The organism is Candidatus Borrelia undatumii (assembly GCF_020882015.2).
GTDB lineage: Bacteria > Spirochaetota > Spirochaetia > Borreliales > Borreliaceae > Borrelia.
In genome coordinates, this window is the sequence record NZ_CP086555.2 from 855,568 (window position 1) to 878,218 (window position 22,651).

The 22,651-nt window shown below is 33.3% G+C and carries 21 protein-coding genes; 16 read left to right on the forward strand and 5 right to left on the reverse strand.

The features are described from left to right. Window positions 1-10 precede the first annotated feature (10 nt). From pnp to LKV13_RS04155, 7 genes are read left to right on the forward strand one after another with little or no spacing between them, the layout of a single operon-like run. The gene (gene pnp, locus LKV13_RS04125; RefSeq protein WP_229089603.1) at window positions 11-2,152 is read left to right on the forward strand and encodes a polyribonucleotide nucleotidyltransferase; all 2,142 of its coding nucleotides are present in this window, start codon (window positions 11-13) and stop codon (window positions 2,150-2,152) included. Window positions 2,153-2,161: 9 nt separating this feature from the next. Next, window positions 2,162-3,646, forward strand: a complete 1,485-nt coding sequence (locus LKV13_RS04130) for a ligand-binding sensor domain-containing protein (RefSeq protein WP_229089604.1) — start codon at window positions 2,162-2,164, stop codon at window positions 3,644-3,646. Continuing rightward, window positions 3,621-4,910, forward strand: coding sequence for an LptF/LptG family permease (locus tag LKV13_RS04135; RefSeq protein WP_229089605.1), 1,290 nt, complete (start codon window positions 3,621-3,623; stop codon window positions 4,908-4,910). Before LKV13_RS04130 ends, LKV13_RS04135 begins: the two co-directional genes overlap by 26 nt. After that, entirely contained in the window at window positions 4,907-5,968 is a 1,062-nt protein-coding gene (locus tag LKV13_RS04140; protein ID WP_229089606.1) for an LptF/LptG family permease, read from the forward strand. The genes LKV13_RS04135 and LKV13_RS04140 overlap by 4 nt, the downstream gene beginning before the upstream one ends. Window positions 5,969-5,984: 16 nt before the next feature. Then, window positions 5,985-7,112, forward strand: coding sequence for a tRNA guanosine(34) transglycosylase Tgt (gene tgt, locus LKV13_RS04145; protein ID WP_229089607.1), 1,128 nt, complete (start codon window positions 5,985-5,987; stop codon window positions 7,110-7,112). Next, entirely contained in the window at window positions 7,105-8,625 is a 1,521-nt protein-coding gene (gene murJ / locus LKV13_RS04150) for a murein biosynthesis integral membrane protein MurJ (RefSeq protein ID WP_229089608.1), read from the forward strand. Before tgt ends, murJ begins: the two co-directional genes overlap by 8 nt. Then, window positions 8,622-10,031: a HEAT repeat domain-containing protein gene (locus tag LKV13_RS04155; RefSeq protein WP_229089609.1), complete on the forward strand. Its 1,410-nt coding sequence runs from the start codon at window positions 8,622-8,624 to the stop codon at window positions 10,029-10,031. Before murJ ends, LKV13_RS04155 begins: the two co-directional genes overlap by 4 nt. On the opposite strand, the gene coaBC is transcribed toward LKV13_RS04155, so the two are convergent. After that, the gene (gene coaBC, locus LKV13_RS04160) at window positions 10,028-11,197 is read right to left on the reverse strand and encodes a bifunctional phosphopantothenoylcysteine decarboxylase/phosphopantothenate--cysteine ligase CoaBC (RefSeq protein ID WP_229089610.1); all 1,170 of its coding nucleotides are present in this window, start codon (window positions 11,195-11,197) and stop codon (window positions 10,028-10,030) included. The two genes, LKV13_RS04155 and coaBC, sit on opposite strands and share 4 nt — an antisense overlap. Before the next feature lie 289 nt (window positions 11,198-11,486). Here coaBC and panF point away from each other — a divergent pair, with 289 nt between their 5' ends. Genes panF through miaA form a run of 8 tightly spaced genes read left to right on the forward strand, consistent with a single transcriptional unit; the run spans window position 11,487 to window position 18,675 of the window. Next, window positions 11,487-12,869 carry a sodium/pantothenate symporter gene (gene panF / locus LKV13_RS04165; RefSeq protein WP_476390610.1) on the forward strand — a complete coding sequence of 461 codons (1,383 nt, stop codon included), beginning with the start codon at window positions 11,487-11,489 and terminating at the stop codon, window positions 12,867-12,869. 4 nt (window positions 12,870-12,873) lie between these two features. Further along, the gene (locus LKV13_RS04170; RefSeq protein ID WP_229089611.1) at window positions 12,874-13,827 is read left to right on the forward strand and encodes an RluA family pseudouridine synthase; all 954 of its coding nucleotides are present in this window, start codon (window positions 12,874-12,876) and stop codon (window positions 13,825-13,827) included. Continuing rightward, window positions 13,805-14,743: a P-loop NTPase family protein gene (locus LKV13_RS04175; protein WP_229089612.1), complete on the forward strand. Its 939-nt coding sequence runs from the start codon at window positions 13,805-13,807 to the stop codon at window positions 14,741-14,743. The genes LKV13_RS04170 and LKV13_RS04175 overlap by 23 nt, the downstream gene beginning before the upstream one ends. Continuing rightward, complete coding sequence (murC, locus tag LKV13_RS04180; RefSeq protein ID WP_229089613.1) at window positions 14,733-16,139, forward strand: UDP-N-acetylmuramate--L-alanine ligase; 1,407 nt, start codon at window positions 14,733-14,735, stop codon at window positions 16,137-16,139. The genes LKV13_RS04175 and murC overlap by 11 nt, the downstream gene beginning before the upstream one ends. Window positions 16,140-16,151: 12 nt before the next feature. Further along, on the forward strand, window positions 16,152-17,027 hold the full coding sequence (locus LKV13_RS04185) for a YicC/YloC family endoribonuclease (RefSeq protein ID WP_229089614.1): 876 nt from the start codon (window positions 16,152-16,154) through the stop codon (window positions 17,025-17,027). After that, on the forward strand, window positions 17,024-17,557 hold the full coding sequence (cmk, locus tag LKV13_RS04190; RefSeq protein ID WP_229089615.1) for a (d)CMP kinase: 534 nt from the start codon (window positions 17,024-17,026) through the stop codon (window positions 17,555-17,557). Before LKV13_RS04185 ends, cmk begins: the two co-directional genes overlap by 4 nt. Window positions 17,558-17,588: 31 nt before the next feature. Continuing rightward, window positions 17,589-17,786 (forward strand): DNA-directed RNA polymerase subunit omega, encoded by a 198-nt coding sequence (locus LKV13_RS04195; RefSeq protein WP_229089616.1) that lies wholly within the window; start codon window positions 17,589-17,591, stop codon window positions 17,784-17,786. After that, complete coding sequence (gene miaA, locus LKV13_RS04200; RefSeq protein WP_229089617.1) at window positions 17,773-18,675, forward strand: tRNA (adenosine(37)-N6)-dimethylallyltransferase MiaA; 903 nt, start codon at window positions 17,773-17,775, stop codon at window positions 18,673-18,675. The genes LKV13_RS04195 and miaA overlap by 14 nt, the downstream gene beginning before the upstream one ends. 170 nt (window positions 18,676-18,845) lie before the next feature. On the opposite strand, the gene LKV13_RS04205 is transcribed toward miaA, so the two are convergent. Then, window positions 18,846-19,205 carry a hypothetical protein gene (locus LKV13_RS04205; RefSeq protein WP_229089618.1) on the reverse strand — a complete coding sequence of 120 codons (360 nt, stop codon included), beginning with the start codon at window positions 19,203-19,205 and terminating at the stop codon, window positions 18,846-18,848. Between the two features lie 81 nt (window positions 19,206-19,286). Here LKV13_RS04205 and LKV13_RS04210 point away from each other — a divergent pair, with 81 nt between their 5' ends. Next, the gene (locus tag LKV13_RS04210; protein ID WP_229089619.1) at window positions 19,287-19,826 is read left to right on the forward strand and encodes a hypothetical protein; all 540 of its coding nucleotides are present in this window, start codon (window positions 19,287-19,289) and stop codon (window positions 19,824-19,826) included. Here the strand turns inward: LKV13_RS04210 and LKV13_RS04215 are convergent. The 3 genes from LKV13_RS04215 to LKV13_RS04225 form a co-directional block, all read right to left on the reverse strand. Continuing rightward, on the reverse strand, window positions 19,819-20,607 hold the full coding sequence (locus LKV13_RS04215; protein ID WP_229089620.1) for a phosphodiester glycosidase family protein: 789 nt from the start codon (window positions 20,605-20,607) through the stop codon (window positions 19,819-19,821). The two genes, LKV13_RS04210 and LKV13_RS04215, sit on opposite strands and share 8 nt — an antisense overlap. Beyond that, window positions 20,600-21,112 (reverse strand): hypothetical protein, encoded by a 513-nt coding sequence (locus LKV13_RS04220; protein WP_229089621.1) that lies wholly within the window; start codon window positions 21,110-21,112, stop codon window positions 20,600-20,602. The genes LKV13_RS04215 and LKV13_RS04220 overlap by 8 nt, the downstream gene beginning before the upstream one ends. 88 nt (window positions 21,113-21,200) lie before the next feature. Beyond that, window positions 21,201-22,640 (reverse strand): PTS transporter subunit EIIC, encoded by a 1,440-nt coding sequence (locus LKV13_RS04225; RefSeq protein ID WP_229089622.1) that lies wholly within the window; start codon window positions 22,638-22,640, stop codon window positions 21,201-21,203. Between the last annotated feature and the right edge of the window lie 11 nt (window positions 22,641-22,651).

The following is a 22,651-nucleotide window of genomic DNA, read 5'->3' on the forward strand; positions in this document are numbered from 1 at the left end:
GGGGTTAATTTTGAGAAAAGTTTTGAGGTTGAAAATAGGAAGAGAGGAGTTGGTTTTGGAAACGGGAGTGCTTGCTAGGCAGGCTAATGGTGCGGTACTTGCTACTTATGGTGGGTCTGCTGTGCTTGCTACGGTTTGTTGTTCAGATTCGGTACGCGAGGATTTAGATTTTGTGCCTCTTTCGGTTGAGTATAACGAGAAGTATTATGCCGCTGGGAAAATACCTGGGGGATTTATTAAAAGAGAGGGTAAGCCTAAGGATAAGGAGGTGCTTGTTTCTAGGCTAATAGACAGGCCTATGAGGCCCCTTTTTGATAAGAGATTTGGCAGGGATATTCAGGTTGTTCCGACTACTTTGTCTACGGATCAGATGAATCCTCCTGATATTGTGGGTATGAATGCTGCTTTTACGGCAGTTTTTTTATCGGATATTCCATTTAATGGCCCGATTGCGGCTGTTAGGATAGCTTATTTGAATGACGAATTTGTGGTTAATCCTTCTTTTGAAGAGATTCAAGGTTCCTTGCTTGATATCGTTGTTGCGGGGAGTCTAGATGGTATTACTATGGTTGAGGGTGGTGCTAATGAGGTCAGTGAGGAGATATTGCTTGTTGCAATAGATAAAGCGTATGAATACATTAAGCAAATATGCAATATGCAAGGGGAGTTCGTGTCTATTGTTGGGTATAAAGAAAAGTTGCCCCTTGCTTATGAAGAGAGGGTGTTTGAATTTAGGGATGAGCTTAAAGATTTGATTTATTCTGAGCTTAAGGATGCATGCTTTGTTTTGGGGAAGCTTAATAGAGATAAAGCTATTAAGCTGGTTAAGAAGAAGGCTCATGATCATTTTTCTTCTATTGATAAGTTAAATGATGAGAATGAACGTCTTTTCCTTAAAGCTTTTGATGATTTTGAGCAAGAGATTGTTAGGAAGTCGATTCTTGAAAATAACCTTAGGACGGATGGTCGTGCTCCTAGGGAGATAAGGAATATTTCTGCAGAGGTGGATCTTTTAAATAGGACACACGGATCTGCTCTTTTTACAAGGGGTGAAACTCAGGCTTTAGCTGTGACTACTTTAGGAACAAGTATCGATGAGCAGATAATGGACGATATTGATGGAGATAAGCGTCTTAATTTTATGCTTCATTATAATTTTCCTCCCTTTTCTGTTGGGGAAACGGGTAGACTCATGACTGGGAGGCGTGAGATTGGGCATGGTCATTTGGCTCAAAGGTCTTTGGAGGCTATGTTGCCCAAGAAGGACGATTTCCCATACACTATTAGGGTTGTATCTGAGGTGCTTGAATCAAATGGGTCATCGTCAATGGCTACGGTATGTTCTAGTAGTATGTCTTTGATGGCTGCTGGGGTGCCCGCTAGGGATCAGGTTGCAGGAATTGCTATGGGGCTTATTAGTGAGGGTGATAAGTATGTTATTTTAAGTGATATTTTGGGTGAAGAAGACCATTTGGGTGATATGGATTTTAAGGTGGCAGGAACTAAAAAAGGAATTACTGGTTTTCAAATGGATATTAAAATTTTAAATGTTACGAGACAGTTGATGAGGGATGCTCTTGAGCAGGCTCGTGAGGGCAGGATGCATATTTTGTCCATTATGGATTCTGTAATTTCGAAGTCAAGGGTGGATATATCCGATAATGCCCCTAAGATTCTTCAATTACAAATTGATATCGATAAAATTTCTCTCGTTATTGGGTCTACTGGCAAGACAGTTAAAGCAATCACGGACGAATTTGAGGTTAGGGTGCAAATTGAGCAAGATGGAAGGATTATCCTTTTTGGAGCTGATAGTGTAAAGATGCAGAAGGCGAAAGAGAGGATAGAGAGTATCGTTAGGGAGCCCAAGGTTGGTGAAATTTATGAGGGAGTTGTTAAAAAGATCAACAGTTTTGGGGCTTTCATTGAGCTTACTCCTGCAAAGGAAGGTTTTTTAAGTACTCGGCCAAGAACTAGGGATGTTGGCGATAGGAGCCCTAGATATGGTGATAGTAGAAATGCTAGATATGGTGATAGCAAAAGGGGGGTGGGTGTCCGTCCTCCGAGATTAGATGAAGGGCAAAAAGTTAAGGTTAGGGTATCTGAGATAGACAAATTTGGCAAGATTGAACTTGAATTCGTCAGAGATTAATGGGTAGTTATGGAGCCTATATTAAGTAGTGTTAGCAGAAGTAAACTTATCTTTTTAGGTTTGCTTCTGCTGCTCTCTTGTCATACGGCCGGCAGGGACACTAGCTCTCACTCTGGTCTTTTAGGAGATGAGGAAGAGTTAAGTGCTAGGAGTAGGGGCTATTTATTAGGGTTGAGGGATGATGAGTCCTTTTTTTTAAGTGGTGCTTTTTTAAAGGAAGATAATCCTTATTTTGTTAGTGCCAGGGAGAGTTACGCTCGAAAAGATCTTGAGATGGCTAGTTTTTATTTGAATAAAATATTAGCTGACAAGAAGAGCTATAGTAGGGAGTTGTTTTCTAAGGCCAGTTTGTTTTTTGGCTATGTGAACTACAGTAGAGGCGCTTATGATCTTTCTGAACATAATTTTGATTGTTTTTTGAGGTATTACAGATACTCTCATGCCAGCCTGAGAGCTTCTGAATTGAGGTATTTTTCCGGAGATAGAATAGGGGCAGTCTCTGCGTTAAGAGATGTTGTTGAATCTTCTATTTTACTAGAGTACGATGCGGGGATTTATAATTTCTTAAATAACAAGTTTGGGGTAAATTATTTAAATCTGGAGACTTTGGGGTTTCTGGATAATAGCATATTTGATATGTTTATTTTTAAAAATAATGTTTTTGTTTCAAATATATTTGGTGGTCTTTTAAGATACGATATTAAGAACAACTCTTATAGAGTTTTTATTAAGGATAAGAAAAGTATTGTTTTAAATGGACTTAAGGGATTTACTGAGCATAAGGGTATTATATACGTTGGCGGTGGTAGTGTTCTTTATTATATTGAAGATTTTGAAGGTTCTATCAAGCAGGTTAAGATGCCTTTGGGAATTGGGTTTAATAACATACAGGTTTTAATGGGCGTTAGGGATGGAATATTTGTTGGGACTCTGGATTCTGGATTATGGTTTTGTTCTGACCTAGGGGAATGGACTTACATAGGGCTTGGTTCTAACAGGATCTCTTCGATGTACCTAGACGAGGGAAAAGATGTATTGCTTGTGGGAACGACTGACAATAGCATTTATACTGTCAATCTTGCCGATTTTAAAGATATTAGGCATTTAAACTTTTTTGGTAGTAAAGATAGTGAGAGGAATATTAATTTTATAAAGAGCTACAATGGTCGTTATTATGTAGGGACGTATGGGCATGGTCTTTTCATGTTAAATTTGGAAAATAGGACATATATTAAATGTGAGGTTGACAATAATTTTAGCGTTGAGTATTTCCTTGATATGGAGGTTAGAGGCAATAAGTTATTGTTTGCTACTTTTGGGCATGGTTTGGTAGTTCATGATACTGTGAGTGGTAGTTGGGATTATCTGGGGCCTCGTGATGGACTTCTCAATTTAAATTTGGTTAAAGTTTTAAATTTCGATAACTATGTAGTACTTGGTACTCTCAATGATGGTTTGGTTTTTGTGGATGAAAGTATCAAAAAACAATTATGAATCTTATATAATCGCTGAGTTTTTTAAGTATTTTTTAATTACTTTTTTATTTTTTTTCTTCGTGTTTTTCATAAATCAAATACTTTTTTTTATGAGAATACTCCTTCAAAATTACGTTCCATTCTTGAAAGCTTTTATTTTTGTCATATATTCTCTTCCAATGGTGGTTGCGCTCTCTCCTCCCTTTGCAGCTTTAATTTCAGTGGTTCTTACTGTCCATAGGTTTAAACTTAATAATGAAATACTGGCTTTCAGATCAATTGGAATATCTATTCTAGATTTATTATTTCCTTTTCTAAAATTGGGGATAGTTATTGCGTTTATTTCTTTTATTTCAAATGATTTTTTACTTCCTCTTGGGTCTATAGGTAGGTTGAAGATTTTTAATGAAATAAAAGAAGAGGTTCCTCATTTAGTGTTAAAGCCTTATTCAAGCAAACAGTATGGAGATTTGATATTTGTATCTGGGGAAAAGGCGGAGACAGGATACAAGAATGTTACCTTTTTTGATAATACTAGACTTAAAGGTTACGATAGGGTATTTATGGCTAAAAATCTTAATATCCAGAAAGAGAATTATCAGGTGTATTTTATTTTAAATGATGTATTCTCAATTGCTTTAACAGATGATGAGGTTGGATTTTATGATTATTTTTATGCGGATCGGATGAAATATTCAATTGATCAGGTATCATTTAGCGATGGGGTTTTGTTAAACTACATAACTCCTTCTCAGATGAGTATAAGAGATGTTCTTAAACTTGTTGATAAGCAAACCAAGTTAATTGAAGATTTGAATGTACAAAATGATTTAGAAGAGGATTTTTTGAATTTAAATTTTTCAAATAGCTACTTAAGTTATTTGTATGATAAGAGTAGGATATTAGATGAAATGTCTATTCTTGATAATGTGGAATACATGTATAATCTAAATTTAAATTACAGCCCTTATGAGGATATGACGGTTCGGAGAAGTTATACTCTTTTTGCGTTGGAGCTTTATCAAAAAATCAGCCTGCCATTGTCTGTTTTATTTTTTATTTTTTTGGCTTTTGGAATGGGAATGTATTCAAATAAAAAATATTCTATTATTCTTGAACTTGTAATTTCAATTCTTATTTGCGTTGCCTATTGGGTAATGTTTATTGGTGGAAAAGTATACACTGTTCAGAATGCCCCAAATCCTTTTCTTGTTGCTGTTTTTCCAAATGTATTATTAATTGTTTCAGGGGCAATACTTTTTTTGAGACTTTTAAAGAAATGAGAGTAGATAAACTTTTCGTAAAGAATATAACATTGACTTTTCTGTTTATGAACTTTCTTTTCATGATCTTAATTGTCCTTGGCGATTTATTTGTAAATCTTTTAAGTTACCTTGATAATAAATTTAGTGTTAGTGATATTGTTTATATTTATTATCTCTACTTGCCGAAATCCTTCTCAGATGGTGTTGCTTTATCTTTTCTTTTTTCTGTTTCTAATCTTATTGGCAATCTTTCTATGAGAAACGAAATAATAGGGCTTTTTAGTTGTGGGATTTCTTTGTCTAGGATATTAAGGCCAATAATTTTAATTAGTGTTTTAATATCGATAATTCTCTTTTTTTTTGATAATTATTTGGTTATAGATACCCTTACCCAAAGGGATGCTTTTCTTAAAAATATGGGGAAAGGCTCCAATGATAGAACTGTAATAATAAGGGATTTTGCAAGAGAAATTTACAATATTAGATATTATAATATTGATAATGATACCATTTCTAATTTGATAATTATTTTAAGAGATAGTAATGATGTTTTTAGTAAAAGGTATGATGTGGGTAAGGCTGAGTGGGTTGATAATAAGTGGAATCTTTATGATGTAAGAGAATTTACTAGGGTTGGCAGGGAGATTATAGAAAATTTTTATGAGATTCTTGATGGTAGGGGGGTTGTTAACCTAGATCCTGAATATGTTAAGATAGTGATGTTGTCTTCAAAAACATTGAATTTCTCCAGACTTACTGACTGGATTAGATCTCTTAAGATAGAAAATTTGGATTATTCTGAGGCTTTATTTGATTTTTTAAATAGGATATTTTTTTCGTTTAGATTAATCCTTCTGAGTTTCACTGTTGGTTTCATAAGTCTTGCTTTAAGAAAAAATATTTTTATACTCAGCCTGTTAAACAGCATTGCATTTGCAGTTATATATGTTATTTCAATTGTGATTTTTAATTTTCTAGCTGATCTTGGTTATTTGCCAATAACAGTTGCAAGTTCATTTACTACTGTTTTGTTTCTTGTCATCAATGTCGTTATTTATAGTTTTGTGCGTAAGTAGCAGGTTTTAGGAATTTATGTTTAGTATCACTAAAAACGATAGTAATTCTAATGCGCGGCTTGGGGTGCTTGATCTTCCCCATGGAAAGGTAAGTACTCCGTGTTTCATGCCCGTTGGCACTTTGGGAGCGATGAAGGCATTAAAGCATGGTGTACTTGAGAAATTGGGATGTAATTTAATTCTTGCAAACACTTACCATCTTTATTTAAGACCTGGAATGGACGTAATAAAGAAATACGGAAGTTTACATAAATTTACTTCTTGGGATAAAAATTTTTTAACAGATTCTGGTGGGTTTCAAGTTTTTTCTTTGTCTAGGCTTCGAAAGATTGAAGCTGAGGGAGTGCATTTTCAATCTCATATTGATGGCTCTAGGCATTATTTTACACCTGAGAGTGTATTTAGAATGCAAGAAATTTTTGAGAGCGATATTATTATGTCGCTTGACATTTGTAGTTCTTATGGTATTGATTACAATGAGGCAAATTTATATACGAATATTACGACTTCCTGGGCTCGGCGCACATTTAGTGCTTATGAGAGTAGAAAAGAAGGATATGATGGTCTTTTGTTTTTAATCACTCAGGGTAATTTTTTTAAAGATTTAAGAAAAAGGAGTACAGAAGAGATTTTAGAATTAAATAGCCCAGGTATTGCGATAGGTGGGATTTCTGTTGGAGAACCAAGGGATAAATATTTAGAAATTCTTGAATACAATTCTTTTTCAATACCGAAAGATAAGCCGAAGTATGTAATGGGGATTGGTACACCTCACTATATATTGGACGCAATATATTATGGTATTGATATCTTTGATTGTGTTCATCCTGCAAGAATTGCTAGGCATGGTGCACTTCTGACTGATAACGGAATATTGCGGATTAAGAGATCAGAATTTAGCAACGATGCTTCTCCTGTTGAGAAAGATTGTGTATGTACTTTATGTAAGAGGTATTCAAGAGGATATTTAAGGCATTTAATAAAATCAGAAGAAACTCTTGGAATAATGCTGGCCAGTGAACATAATATGTATTATATGTTCAGGCTTATTGAAAAGGCTAGGAGTGCAATCATTAATGATGATTTTGCAAGATTTAGAACACTTTATTTAAAAAGGTATGATGAGGGTAATTTTCATGAATAAAGATATTATCTCAACAATTGTTGTTATGATTTCTGTCTTCTTATCAAGAATAATGGGTTTTGTGAAAGTAAAGGTATTTTCTTACTATTTTGGAGCAAATCTTGAAGCAGATATTTTTAATTATGTTTTCAATATTCCAAACAATTTAAGAAAAATTATTTCAGAAGGCGCAATGACCTCGGCTTTTATGCCCGAGTTTACTTATGAGAGAAATAAATCTAGTAGACATGCTATTTCTTTTTTTAGGAGTGTTGCTACCTTTAATATAATAAGTATTGGTTTTATTAGCCTTATTATGATTATTTTTTCGAAGCAGATTATATATTATGTGTCTTCCTATAGGAATGAAGATTTAGCACTGGCAAGTCATATGTTTAATTACTTAATACTCTATATTTTGCTTATAAGTCTGGCGTCGATATTTGCATCAGTGCTTAATTCGTATAAGGTCTTCTTCATACCATCCATCTCACCTGTTATGCTTTCCATTGGTACTATATTAAGCATATTTTTCCTTTATGGACAGTATGGTATATACAGTGCTGTTATTGGAGTGCTTGTTGGCGGCGTTTTTCAATTTTTAGTTCAATTAATAAATTGTATTTTTATCGGAGTTACATACATACCAGTTTTTAGCTTTAATGATTATGCCTTTTTGAGGTTTTTAAAAAGATGGTCATGTATGGTTTTATCAGCTTTGCTTTCTATAGCTACGCAGCAGATTTCATTTGCACTAGCTTCAACGCTAGAGGTTGGGAGTGTTTCTGTTTTAAGCAATGCGATTGTTTATTATCAACTTCCTGTTGGTATTTTTTATGTTTCTATCTCCACAGTTATTTTTCCTAAAATGATAGAACATGCTTATTTGGGTCATAGAGGAAAGTTAAATGATATTTTAAATCAGGGAATAGAGATTTTAATTTTGCTTCTAGTTCCAATATCATTTTTAATGTATATCTGGGCTGGTCCCATTTTAAACTTATTGCTTACAGGAGGTGAATTTTCCATATATGATACACAAAGGACAGTTAGTGTATTACAGTATTTTTTGGTTGGTTTGACGTTTTCTTCTATTTTTGGATTCTTTCAGAAATATTATTTTTCTATTCGTGACCAAAAAACCCCTCTTTATTTTAATCTTCTTTTTTCCGTTATTGATATCGTTATATCATTTTTTGGTATTAGCAGCTTTAAGGTAAACATTTTACCTATGGCACAATCAATTTCTTTTGCCTTTTGTGTGATTGTTTTTTATTTTGTTGGGTTAAGGAGAGGTATGAGATTTGAAATCGTTAGGTCTCTTGTAGTGCTTCTTAAGGTATGTATATCTCTTATTCCTTTGTATTTAGTTTATATGGCTTTTAAAGATTTTAAGTGGGATATGGGGTTTAGTTTCAGTAATTTTTATCTCCTAGGTTTTGCAGGTAGCATTAGTATTGTTATTCTAGTGGTGTGTTATTATTTTCTTGGAATTGGTAGCTTTTTTAAACTTGTTAATAGGGAGATTGTATGAAGTGTTTGGTATTAATTCTTTTGTACTTTTTTGTGTTTAGTGCTTTTGCTGTTGACGACCCCCTGCTGCCAACAGAACCTTTAGAGCCTATAGAACCTAATCTGCCTGAGTTTAATTATAATAAAGATGCAGAAAATAGTTTAAACAGCAGTGCTACTACCCAAGATGTTAATCAAGTAAGAGATAGTATTTCTTATGGGCTTGATGTTCAAGTGATTGAGATTGTTAAGAGACTTAAGAGGTCGGGGGATGGTGAGTACAATTCCTTACTTGAGAACAGATTACAGAAAACGTTCAATATTGATCTCAAGGTAGCAATTCTTGATTTATTTTTATCTCTTAAGCATAAAGGCGGTGCTGATGTTGCTAATTATATTCTTACCAATTATGAAGCCATGAGATACCCTACCAATCTAATTAATGGAGCAATTTTATATCTTAAGGAACTTGGAAGCAAAGATGACTTGAAGAAAATTCTTGTTGACATCCTTGAGAATAAAGAAGGAAACATTGTAGCTATGGCTGCGCATTATCTTGGTGAACTTTCTGCCATTGAATATTCGAAGAATATAATGGGCGTCTATAATAAATATTCTGGTAATGATGGTGTTAGATCTGCAATACTTATTGCACTTGGCAAGTCTAATGCTTTTGAGTATGAGAACAAGATTTATGAGATCTCTATGGACAGTCATGAAACTCCAACAATCAAGGCTTCTGCAATCAGAGCGTTATCGTACCTCGTGCCCGAAAAAGTGACAGAGAATGCTGAGCTTTATCTTCAAGGGAGCAATAACAATTCTAACATTAAGATTGCCATTATTGAAGCACTTTCAAGGGATGTATCTTTGAAATCAAAAGAGGTATTGCAAGATTTTTTAAGAGATTCCGATGAAACACTGAGGGTTAGGGCTGTTAATGCCATTAAGGGTCATGGTGATGTTTCTGCAAAGGAAGCATTGGTTTATAAGGTTAGGGGCGATCCTTCTTTTAAGGTTAGGGAAGCGTCAGGTAAAGCGTTAATTGATATGAGCTCTGGTTATCAGGAGATAAAAAATATAATACTAGAACCTACTATTGAAAATAATTTTAAACTCACTATGTTTAGTTATCTTTTGGACAAAAATAAGGGTTTTGCATTTTTGGTTGCATTAGATCTTTTGAAAAGGGAAAATATTAATAAACCTTCAAAAATTTTAACCGATGTTGCTGTACTTCTAGCAGCCAGAAAGGGTAATTTTGATGATTTTTATTCCAAGATTATTAATAGCAAAGATGTTGATTTAAGAAATCTTGCAATTAAGGGGGCTGTTTACAACAAATCTTCTGCACTCAGGGGTAGGCTTAAAGAGATAAAAGAGATGACAACTTCAGAGTATTTAAGAAAACTTTTAAGAGATTATTAGTATAAGATTTTTAAAATCTCTATCGCTATTTCTTTTTTTGACATTTCAGGAATTTTTTGAATATTGTTTTTACTGTCTATTATGTAGATCTTATTAAGGGTTGATCCGAAATATTTTAAATCATTTGCAATAATATAGTCTAAATTCTTTGTTTTAAGTTTTTCTTTGGCTTTATCTATTAGATTTTCAGGTTCTTGAGCGCAAAATCCAATAATAATTTGGTTTTTAATTTTATTTTTACCTATACACTCTATTATGTCTGGATTTTTTGTGAGCTTAATGTGAAAATTTTCTAGTTCATTTTTTTTAATTTTGTTGGCATAAATTTTTTCAGGTCTAAAATCAGCAACAGCGGCAGCTCCGATGATTACATCAAATTTTTGATATATTTTTGTTGTTTGTTCATACATTTCCATTGCTGTTCTTACTCTGATGACATTTATTCCGATGGGCGTTCTTTCATTACTGGGGCCTGAAACTATTGTTACATTAGCACCGAGGTTTTTTGCCTCAATTCCTAGGTTAAATCCCATCTGTCCTGTTGATTTGTTTGAAAAGTAGCGAATTGGATCTAGTGTTTCTTCGGTTCTGGAAGCAGTTATTAATATTTTTTTGTTTTGTAATGGCAAATGTGCCTTCATCTCTGCCAATATCATTTTTAAAATGTCATTCTCATTCTTAAGGCGTCCAATAGCATTTAAAGAGCAAGCTAGAAATCCTTCATCAGGTTCAATGAATTTATAATTGTACTTTTTTAACTTTTTAATATTCTCTTCTAGAATAGGATTTGCATACATTACATTGTTCATTGCTATTGCAAAATAAGTGGGGGCGTTACTTGCGGATATTATTGTGCTTAAAGCGTCATCGGCAATGCCTGCTGCGATTTTAGAAATAATATTGTAGGTAGCAGGGATAACCAATATTAAGTTTGCCCATCTTGCTAGATTAATGTGTTCTACTTCTTCATGAGCTGTGTTCCATAGGCTATGGACTACACTATTTTTTGAAACAGTCTCTAGTGTCAGTGGAGTAATAAATTTAGTGGCGTTTTTTGTCATGACGACCTTAACGGAATACCCCATTTTTACCAAACTTGAAATAACATAGGCCGATTTATAGGCCGCAATACCGCCACATACACCTACTAGTACATTTTTGTTCATATTAACTTCACGCAATGATATTATCAATGATATTATATAACTCTATCTTATATCCTAAACAGGATTTTATGTGATGAGTAATGTATTTTTTTCAAGTTTGATATATTTGTTTTTGTTTTTTTTGTGGGTTTCGTCGTATTGTTTTTTTGCTTCCTCTACCGTAGTATTCAATATCCCTCTTTGGTTTTTTTTGTCATGCATCTTGTTTCCTGTTTTAAGTTTGTTATCGGTTTGTATTTTTGTTTATTTTTCAAAAGATGAATAGAGGATTTTTTTTACTTTTTTTTTAATTCTTTACTGTATTTTTGGCATTTTTTTTAAGAAAAAAAGAGAAGGGATTTTATTTTTACGTGATTATTTTCTTGCCAATCAGGGTATAAATTTTTTTGTAATGGCACTGTTTATTGCTTCTAGTTATATTAGTGCTAGTAGTTTTATTTCAGGGCCTTCGGCTGTCTATAAGTATGGAATGTCTTTTATCTTCCTAGCGGTTATTCAAATTCCTGCGGGTATAATTTCGTTTACTATTGTTGGAGAGAGATTGAATGCGGAAGCTAGGAAAATTAATGCAATAAATATTATCGACTACATTAGATATAGGTATGCTAGTAATTCTTTAGCACTTGTTAGTAGTTTTGTAATAATTTTTTTCTCTTTATTCTTGATTTCAGCCCAACTTATTGGGGGGGCTAAGCTTTTAGAGTTTTTTTTAAAAGTCGATTATCGTGATTCTCTTATTTTTTTCTCTTTATTTGTTTTCCTATACGTCTGTCTAGGGGGCTTTAAAATGGTAGCGTATACGGATTTAATTCAGGGAACTTTTATGATCATAGCGTCTGTGATTTTATTTTTAAGATTAGTTAATTTGGGTGGTGGGATTGAAAATATCTTCAAGGAATCAATCTTGAATCTTAAGAGTAATTTACTCTCGCCTTCAAATTCGGATTTAAAAATTGAGTATATAGTTTCTTTCTGGATATTAACAGGAGTTGGAACATTGGGGTTTCCACAGTTTGTTAACAACTTTATAGCATTCAAACATAGCAGAGATATTAGACTGGCCCTCCCTATTGCTACTTTTTTAATAGGATTTTTAGTTCTCATTATGCATTTAATAGGGTTTTTTTCTCTTATTATTTTTCCTAATTTTGAACCAAATGATAAGGTTATCGTAGGCGTAGCATTAGAGGTGTTAAGTCCTGGGGTCTTTCTCTTGTTTTTCATAGGGCTTCTATCGGCAATAATGTCTACAATAGACACGGGTTTTCTTTTCATCTCATCGATTTGGGTAAAGGCAGCGATGACGTTAAGCAAAAAAATAGAAGATAAAGCCAAGATCAATTTATTTATCACCGTTTCTAATGTTTGCTTTATTGTAGTAATAGTTTTTTTCTCTCTAAAACCACCTGATTTTTTGCTTTTTATAAATATTTTTGCAATTGGAGCTTTAGAAGTTTCATTTTTTTCTGTTATTGTTTTTGGGCTTTACTTCAAGTTTGTAAGTAAAGTCTCGGCTTTTGTTTCTCAGTTTTCAGGGCTTTTAAGTTACTTAATCATAATTTTTTGTGAAGTTGATATTTATTCTTTTCATCCTGTTGTTCCTTCATTCGCTATCTCTGTGCTTTCATTTTTGATAGTTAATTTTGTTTGTAGGCGATATAGTAGTATTTAATAGTATGAGATCCTTAAATTCTCAAAAATATAGCATTGTCGAGGTTCTTAAGAATGATAATGGGAAGAGATTGGATTCGGTATTAATAAAGTTTTTGAAATTTCCTAAATCTAGGATAATGAAGCATATTAGAAATGGAGATATCCTTTTAAATAAATCAAAAGTTCCTTTTTCCCATAGAGTTTTTCAGGGTGATGAGATCTATTTATACAAGCCTTTGATGCAAAAATTAAGTGCTGATTTGGGAGTGGCCAAGATTGAAGAAAGTGCGGTAACAAAGGAGGTTAGGGAAAGAATTATTTATGAGGATGAGGATTTGCTTGTAATTAATAAGAGGAGGGGGGTTTTGGTTCATGGAGATAATTCGCTTGATACTTTGGTTAATTTTTATCTCTTAAATGAAAATCTTAAATCTATTAGTTTTAAACCCTCGGCTGTGCATAGAATTGATAGAAATACTTCAGGGATTATTATTTTTGCAAAAAATGTGAGTTCTGCAAGGATTTTAAGCAGTGCGTTTAGTAGTGGTACCGTTATTAAAAAGTATGTAGCCTTGCTAGAAGGTGAGGTTAAAATGGCTGTAGTTTATAGAAATTTTTTGTATAGAGATAAGGTTGCAAGAAAAACTTTGGTGCTCGAAAAAGCGGATAAAGTAAATGCTGTAACTCATGTTAAACCAATTTTAATTTCCAAATTTTTTACTCTTGCTGAAATTTCAATAGAGACTGGCTTTACCCATCAAATAAGAGCGCAGTGTGCTTTTAACAATCATGCTTTGGTCGGTGATAAAAAGTATCATTCTAAATACAGAAAAGCTAATTACTTTTTACATTCTTTTTTGATAGAATTTAGTGAGTCATTATTTTTAAAAGATGAATTTTTTGTTGAGCCTAGTTCGGATTTTTTGCAGCAGATAGTTGACGTTTTTGGTGTGTATGGGTTTAAAGAGTTTATTTAGTGGATTCGTATTTGGTAATATCTTAAATACTGTTAGGGGTTTATCGGTTGCTATTAGGCATAAGTTTGTTAAGATAAGGGTTTATGCTTTGGTAGGAGCAGCTGGTACTGGGAAAAGTTTTAGATCTCACTTAATAGCAGATAAATATGCTATTCCTTTAATAGTTGATGATGGTGTCCTGATAAAGAATATGAAGATTATTGCGGGTAGTTCTGCCAAATTTGAGGATAATGTGTTTAATGCAATAAGGCGTTCTGTTTTTGAGGATGATCTTCATAGAAATGAGGTTGTTGAAGTTCTACGTAGGGAGGATTTTCATAGGATACTGATATTGGGAACAAGTATTCGAATGATAGATAAAATAGTGGCCAGACTTTTTTTGCCTAGCCCTTTTAAGATTATTTATATAACAGATGTTTCTACTAGACAGGAAATGGAAAAGGCTAGAATTTCAAGGCAAATGGGGGAACATGTTGTTCCAGCAGCAGCTTTTGAGATAACATCTGTTAAACCAAGCCTATTATTAGATTCCATTCGAGTTTTTTTTAAAAGTAAATGGTTTTTTTCCAGGAAAAAGAACTATATTCGTTCTATTGTGAGACCCCATTTCCATGAAGAGGGGGTTTTGTCTGTTTCTAAGAGTGCCGTACGGCAAATTATTGAACACTGTGTGTCTGAATATGATAGAAGTTATGTTGTTTATGATTTAAAGATTAAAAAAAATAAGGGAAGTTATTCTTTTAAGCTTTTTCTAGATATTCCTCTTGGGAACAACCTACTTAACAATGCAGAAATGCTCAGGAACTACATTATGGCAAATGTACTAAAATACACTGTAATTAATATGTCTACCGTTGATGTTATCATACATAAATTTTATGACAAAGGTGAGTTAGAAGAAATTAATGAAGCTTGATTTGAATAATTTAGGCAGATTCTTTTTAGTGGGAATTAAGGGTTCTGGTCTTTGTTCTCTTGCTTGCTTTTTGCATTCTAAAGGAGGGTTGGTGGAGGGGGTTGATGTTCCTTCTAAGTTTTATACAGATGATCTACTTGACAGTAATCGCATAACTTATTATGAAAATATTTATGAGTTTTCATTAAAAGAAAATAAGAAGTCGTATGATGCTTTGATATATTCGCCCGCTTATGACAAGGATCAGTTGTTAGTTTTACAAGAGGCTTGTGAACTTGGAATTCCCGTTCTATCCTATCCTGAATTTCTTGGAGAGATATCAAAAAGATATTATAGTATCGGAGTTGCAGGTTCCCATGGTAAGACTACTACAGCAGCATTCTTGGGTATATTGTTTAATGGATTAGGTCTTGAACCTAATGTGATCCTTGGCGCAAGTGTTAAGGATTTTGGAGATAGGTCTAGTCTTGTTGGAAAGAGCAATATACTTATTGCAGAGACTTGTGAGTACAGGAATCATTTTTTACATTTTTATCCGGATGTCATTGTCTTAACCAATATCGACTACGAACATGTCGATTTTTTTTCAAACTATGAAGCAGTTGAAATCGTTTTCTTAAAGTATATTAATAATTTGAAGCAGAATGGAATGTTAATCATAAATTCTGATGAGTTTAATTTAATTAAACTTAAAGATAAGATTGTAAGGAAGGATATTCGAATTTTTAGCTTTGGTATTAATTCTTTAGCTGATTTTAAGATTCAAAACCTTGGGGTGATGGATGAGTTTTTAAGGTTTGATTTTTTGGGAATTTCCGATATTATGATAAAGACTCCTCTGACTCATAATGTTTTAAATTTTGCATCTGCTTTTTTAGCTTTAAAACTAACTCTAGAAAAAAAAGAAAAATTGATCTCTAACTTTGAAGAGAAAATAAAGATGATAGCTAAAGAATATATGGGAATAAAAAGAAGGATAGAATTTATTAAAAGTAAGAATGGAGTTGTATACCTTGATGATTACGCACATCATCCAAAGGAGATTGAAAACACGCTTTTAGGACTTAAGAGTTTTTATAAGGACAGGCGAATTGTTTTGGATTTTATGCCACATACAGTTACAAGGACAGAAGTTCTTTTTAATGATTTTGTTAAGGCTTTAACTGGTGTTGACATACTGATTTTGCATAATATATATCTTTCGGTTAGAGAGGATCTTGATCCCGATGAACTTTCTGGGAAATTATTTTTGGCTCTTAAGGATTTAAATCCAAATGTTTATTTTTTTAAAGATGTGATTGATTCTGTTGAATTTATAAGGGGTTTATTGGAGGAAAATGATTTATTTATTACCATGGGGGCTGGTAATAATTTTATTCTGCATGACCTCTTGTGAAGGTAGTTTTTGATGAAAAGCATGACTGGGTTTTTTCATTTAGAAAAAATCGTGGCTAATTATATGTTTAGTGTTAATTTGAAATCTTATAATGGTAAATTTTTGGATTTTAAGTTTAAATTGCCTGAGATTTTATGTGCTTATGAATTTGAGATAAGGAAGCTCATTTCAAGCTATGTTAGTAGGGGGAATGTCTTTCTAACTGTGGGGTATAAAGAACTAGTTCCGACAATTGACTTTGTTTTAAACCCTAACTATATTGAGGCTATGATTCGCCTTAAAGATAGCTTATTAGATTGTAATTTAAAGATTAATGATGAGGTAAGTCTTGCTGATTTTTTGTCTTTCAGAGGAGCTTTGATTGTTGATGAGGGTGGGAGTGGCGTTGAAAAGCAAGAAATGATTTATGGGGCTTTTAAGAGTGTATTGGAAGAGGTTTTACTTAGTTATGATAAGAGTAGGATCTTTGAAGGTGAAAACACAAAACAGGATATAATTTCAACTCTTTTTTTGTTACGGGGTGATTTGGACTTTTTGAAAAAGTCTCAAAGTAGCATGAATAATAAGCTTTTCTTAAGACTAAAGGAAAATTTATTGAAATTAATGGACGATTTTAGTGATGTCAATATTGCAGAAGAAGCGGCGAAAATGGCTATTCGGCTAGATATTAATGAGGAAATAGTTAGACTATATTCACACATAGATAATTTTTATAAAAACCTTGAAAATGAGATGTGTGGCAAAGTTTTGGAATTTATTGCTCAGGAGATGCAAAGAGAAATTACAACAATGAGTAGTAAAGCGATTGATCTTGATGTTAGAAATTTGGTTTTAAATATGAAATTAAATTTGGAAAAAATAAAAGAACAGATAAGGAATATTGAGTGAGAATAGCTGTGTCTGGTAAGAGTGGTTGTGGAAATACGACTGTTAGTGGGATGCTTGCAAGGCATTATGGGTTAAAACTTATTAATTATACCTTTCATGACATAGCCAGAGAAAAAGGCATGCCCTTTGATTTATTTTATGAGAAGGAAGTCGTTGGTAGAACTGATTATTATTGGGATGGATATCTTGATAATAAGTTATTGGAATTTTCGAAAGAGGATAATACGGTTCTTGCCTCTCGTCTTGCAATTTGGCTTTCAGATAATGCTGATTTGAAAATATATCTTTATGCTAAAATAGAGGTCAGGGCAGAGAGGATAATTAATAGAGAGGGTGGGATATACTCTGATATTTTAAGTGCTACTTTTAGTAGGGATTTTAATGATTCAAAAAGGTACTTGTCGCTGTATAATGTGGATATTGATAATTATTCGTGTGTGGCCGACTTGATAGTTGATTCAACAGATAAGTCTGCAAGTAGAGTTTTTGAGTTAATAAGGGGTGAAATAGAAAAGAGGGGTTTGATCTAGAAAATAAAATAAAATAAGGAGGCTTTAGAGGATGAAAGTGCCTTTGAAGAAGATACAGGATTTTGATGGTAATTATTATGAGCTTGTTACGGCTGTCATAATGCGTACAGAGCAGATTATTGATAAAATTTCTATAGTGGAGCATGCCGTTTCTGATGAAAAGGTGGTGGGGCAAGCTTTTAATGATATTTTAACTGGTAAGTTTACGTATTCAATTGAAGAGAGATAAGATAGTTTTTATATTTGGACCTACGGCTGTGGGTAAGAGTGATATTCTATTCAATTTTCCTCAAGGCGTGGCCGAGGTGATTAATGTTGATTCCATTCAAGTGTATAAGGAGTTCGATGTTGCTTCTTGTAAGCCGAGCATGCAATTGAGGACTCACATAAGGCATCATTTAGTGGATTTCTTGGATCCGGTTAGAGAATATACCCTTGGAATTTTTTATAAAGAATCATTGAAAATAATAAAAAAATTGAAAGAGCAATTAAAGCTTCCTATATTTGTAGGTGGGTCTGTGTTTTATTTTAAACATTTACAATGTGGGCTACCTAGCACTCCAGCTATTTCTTCTGAGATAAGACATTACGTGGAAGATCTTTTAAGGGTTAAGGGGAAGAATTATCTACTGGAGAAACTTAAAAAGGTGGACTTTAAAAGATATATTACAATAAATGAAAATGATATTTATAGAATTAAAAGATCTCTTGAGGTTTATTATCAAACAGGTATTCCTATTAGTCAGTTTTTACAAAGGGGGGAGAGGCTTGAAAATATTTTGCTTATTGGTTTAAAAAGACCTTTGGAGGAGATTAGGGCTAGAATAGTGGATAGAGTTAATAATATGATTGATTGTGGATTACTTGAAGAAATTAAAAGGTTGTTGGGAAAGGGATACAATGAGTCAACTCCGGCCTTTAAGGGAATAGGGTATCGTGAGTTTTTGTTATGGAAAAGTAGACCCTATTACATGTTAAATGATATAATAAACTTGGTGATTAGGAATTCGTTTTCATATGTAAAGAGGCAAATGACTTTTTTTGGTAAGATTCCTGGTGTTTTGTGGTATCATCCGGAGGATGATTTGGGGAGTATTCTGAGTTTAATTTTTGATTAATTTTGGTTAGTAAGGAGATTTGGGGCCGTGCCTTGTGGAAGAAAAAGAAAACTGAAGAAAATATCTACACATAAGAGAAAGAAGAAGAGGAGAAAGAATAGACACAAGAAGAAGAATAAATAATGTTGGAACGGTATTTCGCCTGGATGGTATTCCGGTAGTAGGTTGTTTCAGTCAATTATTATGTTGTCTATTATGTTTATGTCTCCGCTGAAGATGTAGCCCGTTTTCCCTTTGTAGCTTACTAGTATCCAATTTCCCTTGAGTCCGTATTTTTCTGTCGAGTGCATTATTTTTTCAATTCGTACTGTTTCGTCCTTTTTAATTATTGTCAAGTAGTCATAATCAGTACTGCTCTTTTTGATTTCGCTAGTTAAGAGAGCATAGTCCTTTACAACTATTCCTACTTTTTTTGAGAAGCCTAAAATGCTACTTTTGGGTAGCTTGAAGTCTTCTACCAATGAAACCTCCAGCCTTTTACTACACGACAAGAGCATCATGCAGACCGCGCAAAATAATTGTTTTTTCATAATCTCATTAATTTATTGTATAACTTACTTGATATACAGTTGTATATAATATAATACTTTTATGAAGTTTAAGGAACATTAATGAAAAAGTATGTGTGCTTGTTGTTATTTTTTTGTTTTAACAATTTGTTAGCCTATCCATTGTCTTTTGGGGGAGGTTTTTCTTACCAATTTACCAATTATACCATTAAAAGCGATGCAAATAAATTTGCACAAAATTCTAATAGAGTAGATAACGGAATAAATTTGAATTTATTTTTTGATGCTAACTATTTCATTTTTAATATGTCTTATAAGGACGCTTTTGTGGCTGAAAATAACAGCAGATATTTTGGTATTGAGCTTTACGGGATTTATCCAATTGTTTTTAAAGAATATGTTAGGGTATTATTTCCTCTTCTTGGGGTCAAGTATGCAGTTGATTTGAGTCATGCGAAGCAAGACCTGTTTTTTTTATCTTTAGGACTTGCTACAGACCTTTCTATACCTGAGGTTAGGGGGCTCTACGTCAGGCCTTTGTTGATGCTTGCGATTTCGCCAACTTCTACCTCTGTTGGTTATTCTTCCTTGACAACGGAAATTACGCTTGGGGTTAATATTGGTTGGAAGTTTCTCAATTAGGTAGCTTGATACCTAGGTGAAATGGTACTACTCTCTCTTGCCCGAAGAGATTAGGTGTTGCGTTGAGTTTGTGTGGTGAGTTGTTTGATCTTATGACGAGCGTGCTTGAACCACCTCCATCTAGGTTAATGGAATTGGTAATGCCATATTGCAAGGATAATTCTATTGCATCGTTTAAGGAAATTCCCTTGCTTTTGTTAATGCCTCGTCCCTCGATTGTTATTAGATATAGATGTTTATCTCCTTGGTCAGTCCCTATTATCGTTCTTGGATGTTTGTTTTTTTTAAAATTTTTAGTGTACTTTCCATTTTTGATTAAGGAGAAGAAGCCACTAAATCCGTAATCAGATGTTTTTATTTCATCTATTTTAGGATTTAATATTATTTGGTTGTTCCTAATTACAATTGCTCCGTAGGTTTTTCTTGGATTAGATATTATTTTTTTTTCGTATATATATAATCCACGAGGATAGAACACGTTTTTTTTTATTCCAAATGGGCTGGTGTTAATTGCAATATCTACTTCGTTTGAAACTAAAAATTGACTTGTTGTTTGTCCTTCAAAGTAATAATTATTTATTTTTTTATCGAAGATAGGCTTTGAAATTATAAACTTTAAATTTTTATTTTTAACCTTGACAATGAAATAGTTGCTTTCCATAAAAGAGCCCTGAATTATTTCGTATTTAGATGTATCTTCTTTCGAGTTGAGAAATTTTGATGTATACAGGGCACCTAGCGATAGAATCAATAGTGTTAGATACGAAAATTTTTTATTCATTTCCCTTTATTTTATAGGAATAAATGCTTTTAGGATAGTTTGTTAAAATTACGTTTTTAATCTTTAAAGACACTGCTTTGATTTTTTTTCTTGCAATAAGATATAATTGATACAGCACCTTTGCGTCTATTTTTTGATACTTTTCTAAAGTTTCGTTAATTTCTTTCTCTCCTATCTTGTCTTCGTTGAGTCTAAGTTTCAATAGTATAACTTCGTTTGTTATTTTTTTGTTTTTTGATTCTTTTATTTTTTCAAAAAAAAGACTAGCCTCTTCGTATTTTTTTATTTTAAGTAGGTATTTTGTCATAAGTAAGTGGTATAGCTCTAAATTGAGATTCTTGATTTCATTTATCACTTCAAATTCTTTTGCTAAATTATTACTCAAGTCATAAAGCATGTATAGTTTATTTAGTTTTTCAAGTTGTTCTTCATCTGTACTATAACTTGACGTAAGAGAGGACACTAGGAAGAGGGCTAAAGAAAGATTAAATGAGATTTTATTCATCCTGGTTATTATAGACGATATATAATTTTTTCGTAAGAATAAGAAGTTATAAGTAAAAGGTTGACTCCCTATCCTTACTTTTTAAAACCTAAAGTTTAGACTTTATATAAGTTGCGGTTTTTTCAGATTTAGCTCCGAATATTACCTGGGCTTGGTTTCCTGATGCAAGTATTGTTCCGCTAGCTCCAAGATTTTTCATTAAATCTTTGTTTATTAATTTGGGATTTTCCACGTCGACTCGAAGCCTTGTGAAGCATGAATCAACATTTTTTATATTGTCAAGACCCCCAAGTGCCTTAATAATTAAATCAAAGGTTTCATCATCAAGGATATTTGAGTGCTTGTAGGATACTATTTCTTCTTCATTATCATCTTCGCGTCCGGGTGTTTTGATTTTAAATATTTTTATTAGTGCTAGGAAAATAGTAAAGTAAAGTATTCCAATACCGAGTCCTATTGGGAATATTAAGAGAGCTTTTGTTGATTTTGGAAACATTAAGAGATAGTCTATTATGCCTGCTGAGAGTGCGAACGCTATGTGCACCCCGAAGATATTAGTAATGATTAGTGATAGGCCGGTTAGGGCAGCATGTATTAGGTAGAGTAAAGGTGCTATTAACATAAACGTATATTCTACTGGTTCTGTAATTCCTGTAAGGAATGCAGTAAGCGATGCTGAGAGTAGAAGTCCCCCTACTTCTCCTCTTCGCTCTTTTTTGGATGTCAAATACATGGCAAGAGAAGCACCGGGTAGTCCAAATAACATCATAGGATACATCCCTGCTGTAAATGTTCCAGCATTTGGGTCTCCATTTAAATATCTTGTAATTTCTCCTTGAACTATGCTTCCATCATGTGCAGTGTATTCCCCAAATACAAAATATACCAAAGTGTTAAGGAGTTGATGTAGGCCTGTTATTATTAGTAATCTATTTAGGAAGCCGAATACAAATAAACCTAAATGACCAGCTTCTACCATCCAATTCCCGACTTGATTAATTGCTATCTGTAAAGGTGCCCATAAAAACCCAAACACTACTGCAAGTAATGCTGAAAGTAATCCATTTGTTATTGGTACTAATCTTTGGCCTGAGAAAAATCCTAAAAATTGTGGGATTTTCCAGTCTACCACTTTATCGCTGAGCGCGGCTGAAGTTGTACCTGCAATGATACCTCCCAATACAGACATGTTGACAGGTTCTAATTTCCCGTTAATTGTTATTGTAAATGTAGCCAAGCCTGCATTCAGAATTAAGTATCCAACCGCTCCCCCAAGGGCAGCAGCAGCTTTATTATCTCTAGATAAACCCATACCAGTTCCAATTGCAAATAGTATTGGTAAATTTCCAAGAATGGCTCCTCCTGATTGTTCCATCAATTTTCCAATTTGCCTAAAGAGCCCGGAGGGATCCGTAGCTTCTATTATTAAATATCCAAATCCAAGTAAAATCCCAGCAATTGGTAAGACAGCTGCAGGGGTTTGCACTGCTTTTCCAAGGTTTTGTAAATTTTTCGTTACGTTGATCATATTATTCTCCT

What these genes read in the sequence shown, in the direction of transcription:
- LKV13_RS04130 (WP_229089604.1), top strand. Translation starts at nt 2,162, where the DNA reads ATGGAGCCTATATTAAGTAGTGTTAGCAGAAGTAAACTTATCTTTTTA.
- LKV13_RS04135 (WP_229089605.1), top strand. Translation starts at nt 3,621, where the DNA reads ATGAAAGTATCAAAAAACAATTATGAATCTTATATAATCGCTGAGTTT.
- LKV13_RS04140 (WP_229089606.1), top strand. Translation starts at nt 4,907, where the DNA reads ATGAGAGTAGATAAACTTTTCGTAAAGAATATAACATTGACTTTTCTG.
- tgt (WP_229089607.1), top strand. Translation starts at nt 5,985, where the DNA reads ATGTTTAGTATCACTAAAAACGATAGTAATTCTAATGCGCGGCTTGGG.
- murJ (WP_229089608.1), top strand. Translation starts at nt 7,105, where the DNA reads ATGAATAAAGATATTATCTCAACAATTGTTGTTATGATTTCTGTCTTC.
- LKV13_RS04155 (WP_229089609.1), top strand. Translation starts at nt 8,622, where the DNA reads ATGAAGTGTTTGGTATTAATTCTTTTGTACTTTTTTGTGTTTAGTGCT.
- coaBC (WP_229089610.1), bottom strand. Translation starts at nt 11,197, where the DNA reads ATGAACAAAAATGTACTAGTAGGTGTATGTGGCGGTATTGCGGCCTAT.
- LKV13_RS04170 (WP_229089611.1), top strand. Translation starts at nt 12,874, where the DNA reads ATGAGATCCTTAAATTCTCAAAAATATAGCATTGTCGAGGTTCTTAAG.
- LKV13_RS04175 (WP_229089612.1), top strand. Translation starts at nt 13,805, where the DNA reads ATGGGTTTAAAGAGTTTATTTAGTGGATTCGTATTTGGTAATATCTTA.
- murC (WP_229089613.1), top strand. Translation starts at nt 14,733, where the DNA reads ATGAAGCTTGATTTGAATAATTTAGGCAGATTCTTTTTAGTGGGAATT.
- LKV13_RS04185 (WP_229089614.1), top strand. Translation starts at nt 16,152, where the DNA reads ATGAAAAGCATGACTGGGTTTTTTCATTTAGAAAAAATCGTGGCTAAT.
- LKV13_RS04195 (WP_229089616.1), top strand. Translation starts at nt 17,589, where the DNA reads ATGAAAGTGCCTTTGAAGAAGATACAGGATTTTGATGGTAATTATTAT.
- LKV13_RS04205 (WP_229089618.1), bottom strand. Translation starts at nt 19,205, where the DNA reads ATGAAAAAACAATTATTTTGCGCGGTCTGCATGATGCTCTTGTCGTGT.
- LKV13_RS04210 (WP_229089619.1), top strand. Translation starts at nt 19,287, where the DNA reads ATGAAAAAGTATGTGTGCTTGTTGTTATTTTTTTGTTTTAACAATTTG.
- LKV13_RS04215 (WP_229089620.1), bottom strand. Translation starts at nt 20,607, where the DNA reads ATGAATAAAAAATTTTCGTATCTAACACTATTGATTCTATCGCTAGGT.
- LKV13_RS04220 (WP_229089621.1), bottom strand. Translation starts at nt 21,112, where the DNA reads ATGAATAAAATCTCATTTAATCTTTCTTTAGCCCTCTTCCTAGTGTCC.
- LKV13_RS04225 (WP_229089622.1), bottom strand. Translation starts at nt 22,640, where the DNA reads ATGATCAACGTAACGAAAAATTTACAAAACCTTGGAAAAGCAGTGCAA.